Source organism: Mycobacterium sp. (assembly GCF_008709575.1).
Taxonomy (GTDB): Bacteria; Actinomycetota; Actinomycetes; order Mycobacteriales; family Mycobacteriaceae; genus Mycobacterium.
The window spans coordinates 61443-69386 of the sequence record NZ_VYIK01000010.1; the positions used below are offsets into that span (position 1 = coordinate 61443).

Sequence of the window (7944 nt, forward strand, 5' to 3'; positions counted from 1 at the left end):
CAATTAGGTCCGGGCACGAAATGCCGGTGTGGTCGCCGGGTGCTGGGCGCCGCGGCTGCGGGGGCGTTGCTGGCCCTCGGGGCGACTCCGTTGGCCACCGCGCCGGCGGCGACGGCCAGCGAATTCGACTGGATCATCGACCTGCTCGATCCGGCCGCCTGGGCGGCGCCGGCCATGGCCGCGGGGGCGGGCACCGTCGGCTGGGACGGCCTCGTCGATCCCGCGCAGTGGGATGCGACGTTCACCGCTCTCGCCGCGGATCTGGCGAACCTCGGTCTGGGAACCGGAGCTGCTGATCACGGGGCGGCCGCGTCAGAGTTGGCGCCTCCGCTTTCGCCGTCGGATCCGTCCGGCGTCGAGTTGTCCGTGTACGAGTCGATGAACAGCGCCGTGCAGGACTGGATCAAGAGCCCGTTGGGTGAGACGGTCGACGGCGTGATCAACCAGGTGTCCGGGCAGTTTCTGATCGGTGACGGGGCAGCGGGAACGGCGGCGCATCCCGATGGTGGCGCCGGCGGGCTGTTGTTCGGCGACGGCGGTGCCGGCTGGAACAGCACCGAGGCCGGGGTGGCAGGTGGCAACGGCGGGGCTGCCGGGGACTTCGGCAATGGCGGGGCCGGTGGAGCCGGCGTCGGTGGCGACGGCGGCGCAGGCGGGGCGGCGACCGCGACCGGTGCCGGCGGAATAGCGACACCAGGCGCGTCCGGTGCGGTCGGCGAGTCTGGAAAGTCCACCACGCCTGACTGATAGCTCGCGGCGTCACAGCCCCGTTCGCCGGCGGCGTGCCGACGGTGGCGGCCGTGAGTGCCAAGCCGTGCGGGACCGCTCGCTCGGCCTGGGCACACCGCGGGTGGGGACGTGGTTGCGGTGTATGTGCAACGTCTAGTATCAGTAACCAACGGACCCGCAGCGCCGGACCGCATCCGGCCTCGGTGCCGGCTTGCCCAGGCTACCCGCAACAGCACATGGAGGAGACCTTCGTGACGTACACGATCGCCGAACCTTGCGTCGACGTCAAAGACAAGGCATGCATCGAAGAATGCCCGGTCGATTGCATCTACGAGGGTGTTCGGATGCTGTATATCCACCCCGACGAATGCGTGGACTGCGGCGCCTGCGAGCCGGTCTGCCCCGTCGAGGCGATTTACTACGAGGACGACGTGCCCGAACAGTGGGCCCATTACACGCAGATCAATGCGGACTTCTTCGTCGAACTCGGTTCCCCGGGCGGCGCCGCGAAGGTCGGCATGACCGAGAACGACCCGCAGGTGGTCAGGGATCTGCCGCCGCAAGGCGAGGACGACTGACCGGGATCACGCACCGCCGGCTGGCGGTGTCGGCGTCTTTGCCGGTGTTTCCCTGGGACACCTTGGCTGAGGCGCGCGCCGTGGCCGAGGCTCATCCCGGCGGCATTGTCGATCTGTCGGTCGGTACGCCCGTCGACCCGGTGGCGCCGCTGATCCGCGCGGCACTGGCCGCGGCCGGCGCTGCGTCGGGATACCCCAGCACCGCCGGCACAGCACGGTTGCGCGAAGCGGTGGTCAGCGCGTTGGCGCGGCGTTTCGGTGTCACCGGTCTCACCGAGACAGCGGTGTTGCCCGTCATCGGGACCAAGGAACTCATCGCCTGGTTGCCCACCCTGCTGGGGCTGGGTGCCGAGGATCTGGTCGTCGTGCCCGAATTGGCGTATCCCACCTACGAGGTGGGCGCCCGGCTCGCCGGCGCCCAGGTGTTGCGTGCCGACTCGTTGACTCAGCTTGGCCCCCAGTCGCCGGCGCTGGTCTTCCTCAACTCGCCGGGCAACCCGAGCGGACAGGTGCTGGGCGCCGAGCACCTGCGCAAGGTCGCGGCCTGGGCGCGGGACCGGGGCACTGTGGTGGCCTGCGACGAGTGCTACCTGGGCCTGGGGTGGGACGCCGAGCCGCTGTCGATCCTGCATCCGTCGGTCTGCGGCGGCGACCACACCGGCCTGCTGGCGCTGCACTCACTGTCGAAGAGTTCCTCGCTGGCCGGCTACCGGGCCGGTTTCGTCGCCGGTGATCCGCGCGTGGTCGCCGAGCTGTTGGCGGTGCGCAAGCACGCCGGAATGATGGTGCCCACCCCGGTGCAGGCGGCCATGGTCGCCGCTCTCGACGACGATGCGCACATACACGAGCAACGCGATCGCTACCGGCGACGGCGTGAGCTGTTGTTGACCGCGTTCCGGACGGCCGGTTTCACCGTCGACCATTCCGAAGCCGGGCTGTATTTGTGGGTGACCCGCGGTGAGCCTTGCCGCGACACCGTCGCCTGGCTGGCAGACCGCGGCATCCTGGTCGCCCCAGGGGAGTTCTACGGCCCCCGTGGCGCTCGCCATGTCCGAGTGGCGCTGACCGCCACCGACGAGCGCGTCGCCGCGGCCGCCGACCGGCTGCACCAGTAGCGTCGTGTAATACGGTCGCAGCATGAGCTCCTACGACCTGGAAGCCGTAGATCGGCTACCGTTTGCCACTCCCGAAAAGTCCGAGCGCTACCGCACGGACAACTACCAGGGCGCCGTGGGGCGCAACTGGTATGTCAGCGACCCGAGCCTGCAATTCCTGATGGCTTACTACTTGCAGCCGGACGAGTTGGCCGTGGTCGCGCCGCACCTGACCCGCATCGGCGCGTTGATGGGCGGGCCGGTGGCGCGGTGGGCCGAGGAGACCGACCGCAACCCGCCGCGGCTGGAGCGTTACGACCGGTGGGGTCACGATGTCAGCCGGATCGTGCAGCCCACGTCGTTCACCGAATCCAAACGGGCGGTGCTCGACGCGCTCAAGAGGCTCAAAGACGATGCCCGGCAGGCCGGTCTGAATTCGTCGCTGCCGTTGTTCACGGCCAACTATCTGCTCAACCAAGCTGACATCGGGATGGGCTGCGCACTGGGTACCGGCGGCGGCATGGTCAAGTCCTTGGTCGCGGCCTACGCACCGGCCGATGTGCGCGAGCATGTGCTGGCCAAGTTCGACAGCGGCGAATGGGAGGGCGAGACCGCGCAGCTGCTGACCGAGCGCACCGGCGGCTCGGATCTCGGCGCGCTGGAGACGACGGCGACCCAGCACGGCGACGCGTGGCTCCTCAATGGCTTCAAGTGGTTCGCGTCCAACTGCGACGGGCAGGTGTTCGTCGTGCTGGCCAAGCCCGAGGGGGCCCCCGACTCGGGCCGCGGCGTGGCCACCTTCCTGGTGTTGCGCACCCGTCGCGACGGAACCCGCAACGGGGTGCGCATCCGCCGGCTGAAAGACAAGCTCGGCACCCGATCGGTGGCCTCTGGCGAGGTGGAGTTCGTCGACGCGGAGGCCTTCCTGCTTTCCGAGCATCCCAGTGCGGGCGAACCCGCCGCTGCGGGAGTGCACGACGGCAAGGGCCTGGGCCGGATGATGGAGCTCACCAACGCTGCGCGTCTGGGCATCGCGCTGTTCGCGGTCGGCAACGCGCGGCGCGCGCTGGTGGAGTCACTGTGCTACGCGCAGCGGCGCCGAGCCTTCGGCGGCGCGCTGATCGACAAGCCGCTGATGCGGCGCAAGCTGGCCGAGATGATCGTCGATGTCGAGGCCGCCCAGGCGCTGGTCTTCGACTGCACCGGATTCGCCAATCATCGCCAGCCCCGACCCGTGCGCCAGCGGATCGCCGTGCCGGTCGCCAAACTCAAGGTCTGCCGGCTGGGTATCACGATGGCCTCGGACGCGATCGAAATCCACGGCGGCAATGGCTACGTCGAAAATTGGCCGGTGGCAAGGCTGTTGCGTGACGCTCAGGTCAACACAATCTGGGAGGGTCCGGACAACATTCTGTGTCTGGACGTGCGCCGCGGAATCGAGCGCACCCAAGCGCAGGCGCCGCTGCTGGAGCGACTACGCGACGCCGTGTCGGTGTCCGACGACGACGACACGACGCGGCTGGTGGCCCGGCGCATCGACGACCTCGACGCGGCGATCACCGCCTGGACGAAACTCGACAGCCGGGTCGCCGAAGCGCGACTGTTCCCGCTGGCCCAGTTCATGGGTGACGTCCACGCCGGGGCCTTGCTCGCCGAACAGGCCGCCTGGGAGCGTGATACCCGCCACGCCGAGCGCAAAGCCCTGCTCGCCCGGCTGTACGCGCAGCGTTACCTGGCCGATCGCGGCCCGCTGCGCGGCATCGACGCCGACGACGACGAGGCGATCGAGCGGTTCGACGAACTCGCTGCCGGCGCGCTGGTAACAGACTGATGACCCGGTCGGCCGTCCAACCGCCCATCCCGGTGTCTTTCTCCGACGTCGTCAAGCGCGTGTTGTTGGGCAGACCGCTGATCACCGAGGACGTCAAATCGGAGAAGTTGTCCAATCGGGTTGCGCTGGGGGCGCTTTCACCAGACGCTATCTCTTCGACCGCGTACGGCCCGGAGCAGATCATGATCGAACTGCTGCCGCACGCCGGCCTGGCGGCATTTGTGTTGCTGCTGCCGATCACCGGGGTGATCCTGCTGATCCTGGCGTTGGTGGGCGCATCGTATCGGCAGGTCGTCATCGCCTACACCCAGGCCGGTGGGTCCTACGTGGTGGCCAGGGACAACTTCGGCCCCCGGATAGCCCAGATTGCCGCCGCCGCGCTGTTGATCGACTACGTGGTCACCGTGGCGGTTCAGACCGCGGCGGGCACGGTGGCGGTGGTGTCGGCGATCACTCGGCTTGGCCCCTACAGCCTGGAAATCACGGTGGGCGTGGTAATCGTCATGGCTTACGCGAATCTGCGCGGACTTCGAGAAGCAGGACGAGGTTTCGCGGTGGCAACCTATGCGTTCGTGATCATGATGACGTTGATGATCGTGGTGGGCGTTGTGCGTCATCTGGTTTGGGGATTACCCAGATATGACCCGCAGCACATCACCGGGGCGGTCCCGGTTCATCAGGGCAGCGGTCTGGTGATGGGTGCCACGATCCTGGTGGTGCTGCGCGCGTTCGCCAACGGCGGTTCCTCGTTGACCGGCGTCGAGGCAATATCGAATACAGTCAATGTCTTTCGCAAGCCTCAAGGCATCAACGCACGTCGGGTGTTGACGACCATGGTCGGTATCCTGGGTTTCTTGCTGGCCGGTTTGTCCTACCTCGCTTATGCGACCCGTGCCACTCCGCACATCAGCGAGTACCCGTCAATGCTCTCCGAGATCGCCCGGGTGATTTTCGGTCATGGAGTGCTTGGCCAGGCACTTTTCCTGTTGCTGCAGATATCGACCGCCGCGATCTTGTTCACCGGCGGGAACACCAGCTTCAACGGGTTTCCCGCGCTGGCCAGCTTCGTCGCGGAGGACCGTTTTCTCCCTCGCCAGCTCACCAGACGCGGGCACCGGCTGGCATTCTCCAACGGCATCATCACGCTCACCGCCCTGTCGGTGGCACTGCTGGTGGTGACCGGCGGCTCGGTCAACGCACTGATTCCGTTCTATGCGATCGGTGTGTTCACCGGTTTCTCGATGGCCGGCTACGGCATGACCAAACACCATCTGACACATCGCGAACCCGGCTGGCGACACCGGCTGGTGATTAATCTCTCCGCAGGGATCATGTCGACGCTCGTGGTGGGGATCCTGGCGGTGGCCAAGTTCGCCGAGGGAGCCTGGCTGGTGGTTGTCGTCTTTCCTCTGCTGGTATTCGCTTTGATGCGGCTCAATCGCGAATTTCGCGCCGAGGCAGCGATTCTCGAGGCGTTCCGTACCGATCGACCGGAATTGGTGAAGTACGCTCGCCACCGGGTTTTCGTCTTCGTCAACTCACTGGATCTCTCGGTGATCGAGGCGCTGCGCTACGGAAAAGGGCTGCGAGCCGACGAACTGGTCGCGGTACATTTCATGCTGGATCCCGACGTTGCGGCGCGGCTGCGAAGACGTTGGGAGCACTTCGAAATGGACACCCCGCTGCGTGTGGTGGACTGTCCGGACCGGCGGATCACCCGGGCCGCGCAGCTGCTCGTCGCGAGCACCCGCGACGAACAGCCCGACACGAATGTGACGGTGCTCCTGCCGCGGCCCACCTACGCGCCGCTGCTGGGTCGGTTGCTGCACGACCGCACCGCCGACAAGATGGCGCGCGCGATCAGCAGGATTCCCGATGCGGCGGCGACGATCGTGCCCTACGACGTGCAGTCGCGGATCGCCGAAGCGTTCCCCGACGGCTGGGAGCAGCGGATCGCGCGGAAAGTCCAAATGCTCGAAGCGCGAATTTTGGATGGTCAGCAACAGCGCTCGTACGCTTACCTGCACCCGGAGCGGACGACCGCGGTCCTGCCGGTGCGGGGTCTGATACCGGGTCGGCGTGCCACCATCGAAGGCCGGGTCAGCCAGGTCGAGGACGTCACCAAACGACGGCGGACGTTACGCCGGATCGTCGTCGGCGACGACAGCGGAGAGGTCCACGTCGTCTTCCGGGGCGGATACGGCGCCGACATCGCACCGGGCCAGCTGCTACGGGTTACCGGCAAGGCACGCCAGAAACGCGACCGCCCGATGGTGATTGTTGACCCCGCGTACCACATCGTCGCCGAACCCGGGGAGTCGGCGTAGGTATCGGCAGTGCGCTGGCCGATCTGCCCCCTCGCTCCATGGCACGGTCGAGCGGATGGTTAAGTGACCGTCGTGAAGCATCTGAGCCGATTGGTAGCTGTCCTGGGAGCACTGGCCGCAGCGGCATTCACGGCCAACGGCTACCGCCCGATGTCCCACCGGGGCTATGCGTCGATGTATGCGTTCGGCTTCGGCGTGTTCGCGTCCGAGCTTCCGCTGCCGGTGCTCGGCGGGCACCTGGCGGTGCTGGCTGCGATGACACGCTGGTTGTCGACGCGGCTGCGCCGGTTTACCTGGTTGATGTCGGCGGTGTCGTGGCTCGGGCTGCTGGGTCTTTACCTCATCGGCCGGCGGGCCGACGGGCCGCTCACCGCCGCATTGGACGTCGGGCTGGGAGCCGATCGTCGCACCGAGCCCGACGATCTTTGGAAGCGCCCGGCGGGCGCCGGCAACGCGAAGCCGGCCGGGGTGGTGCGCATGTTGCGCGTCTACCGCGACTACGTCCACGACTGCGACCTCAGCTACGGCCCGTATGGCACTCGAAACCTCCTTGACATCTGGCGACATCCGGACCTGGATCGGGATGCCCGGGCGCCGGTTTTGCTCCAGGTGCCCGGCGGTGCGTGGATGGTGGGCAGCAAACGTCAACAGGCGTATCCGTTGATGAGTCATCTGGCCGAGTCGGGTTGGGTATGTGTGGCGATCAACTACCGGCTCAGCCCGCGCTCAACCTGGCCCGATCACATCGTCGATGTCAAACGGGCGTTGGTGTGGGTCAAGGAGCACATCGCCGGGTACGGCGGTGACCCGGACTGGGTGGCGATCACCGGCGGGTCGGCGGGGGGTCACCTGAGCTCGTTGGCCGCTCTTACGGCGAATGATCCGACGTTTCAGCCGGGCTTCGAAAGTGCCGACACCAGCGTGCGGGCAGCGGTGCCGTTCTACGGCGTCTACGATTTCACCCGGACCGACGCGGCGATGCACCCCATGATGGCGCCGATGCTGGCCAGGTACGTGTTCAAGCTGTCCCGGGCCGACAGCGCCGCGGCCTTTCGCGCCGCCTCCCCGATCACGTATGCCGGTCCCGACGCGCCGCCGTTTTTCCTCTTGCACGGGACCAACGACTCGTTGGTCCCCGTCGAACAAGCCCGTGCCTTTACCGCCCGACTGCGCGAGGTCAGCCGCCAGCCGGTCGTCTATGCTGAATTGCCCTTTGCGCAGCACGCTTTCGACCTCTTCGGGTCTCCACGTGCCACGCACGCGGCGGTGGCCGTCGAGCAGTTCCTGGCCGAGGTCTACGCCCGCAGCATGGTCGGCTGAGCGGGTGTCGGGTGCTGCCCTACTCCCGTTGGGGTAGGTAGCGTTCGGGATGGTGGTAGTTGTTG

General features: G+C 67.2%; 6 protein-coding genes. All 6 read left to right on the forward strand.

What is annotated here, in order from left to right:
- The first annotated feature begins 39 nt into the window (after positions 1-39).
- The 6 genes from F6Q13_RS03840 (at position 40) to F6Q13_RS03865 (ending at position 7879) form a co-directional block, all read left to right on the forward strand.
- The gene (locus F6Q13_RS03840) at positions 40-747 is read left to right on the forward strand and encodes a PGRS repeat-containing protein (RefSeq protein WP_293052466.1); all 708 of its coding nucleotides are present in this window, start codon (positions 40-42) and stop codon (positions 745-747) included.
- Positions 748-980: 233 nt separating this feature from the next.
- A complete protein-coding gene (fdxA, locus tag F6Q13_RS03845; RefSeq protein WP_293052469.1) occupies positions 981-1307 on the forward strand; it encodes a ferredoxin in 327 nt (108 codons plus the stop codon).
- A 26-nt stretch (positions 1308-1333) separates the two neighbouring features.
- Positions 1334-2422 (forward strand): succinyldiaminopimelate transaminase, encoded by a 1089-nt coding sequence (gene dapC / locus F6Q13_RS03850; RefSeq protein ID WP_293052472.1) that lies wholly within the window; start codon positions 1334-1336, stop codon positions 2420-2422.
- Between the two features lie 22 nt (positions 2423-2444).
- Positions 2445-4232: an acyl-CoA dehydrogenase family protein gene (locus tag F6Q13_RS03855; RefSeq protein WP_293052475.1), complete on the forward strand. Its 1788-nt coding sequence runs from the start codon at positions 2445-2447 to the stop codon at positions 4230-4232.
- The gene (locus F6Q13_RS03860; protein ID WP_293052478.1) at positions 4232-6559 is read left to right on the forward strand and encodes an APC family permease; all 2328 of its coding nucleotides are present in this window, start codon (positions 4232-4234) and stop codon (positions 6557-6559) included. The genes F6Q13_RS03855 and F6Q13_RS03860 overlap by 1 nt, the downstream gene beginning before the upstream one ends.
- A gap of 72 nt (positions 6560-6631) precedes the next feature.
- Positions 6632-7879, forward strand: coding sequence for an alpha/beta hydrolase (locus F6Q13_RS03865; protein WP_293052508.1), 1248 nt, complete (start codon positions 6632-6634; stop codon positions 7877-7879).
- Positions 7880-7944 lie beyond the last annotated feature (65 nt).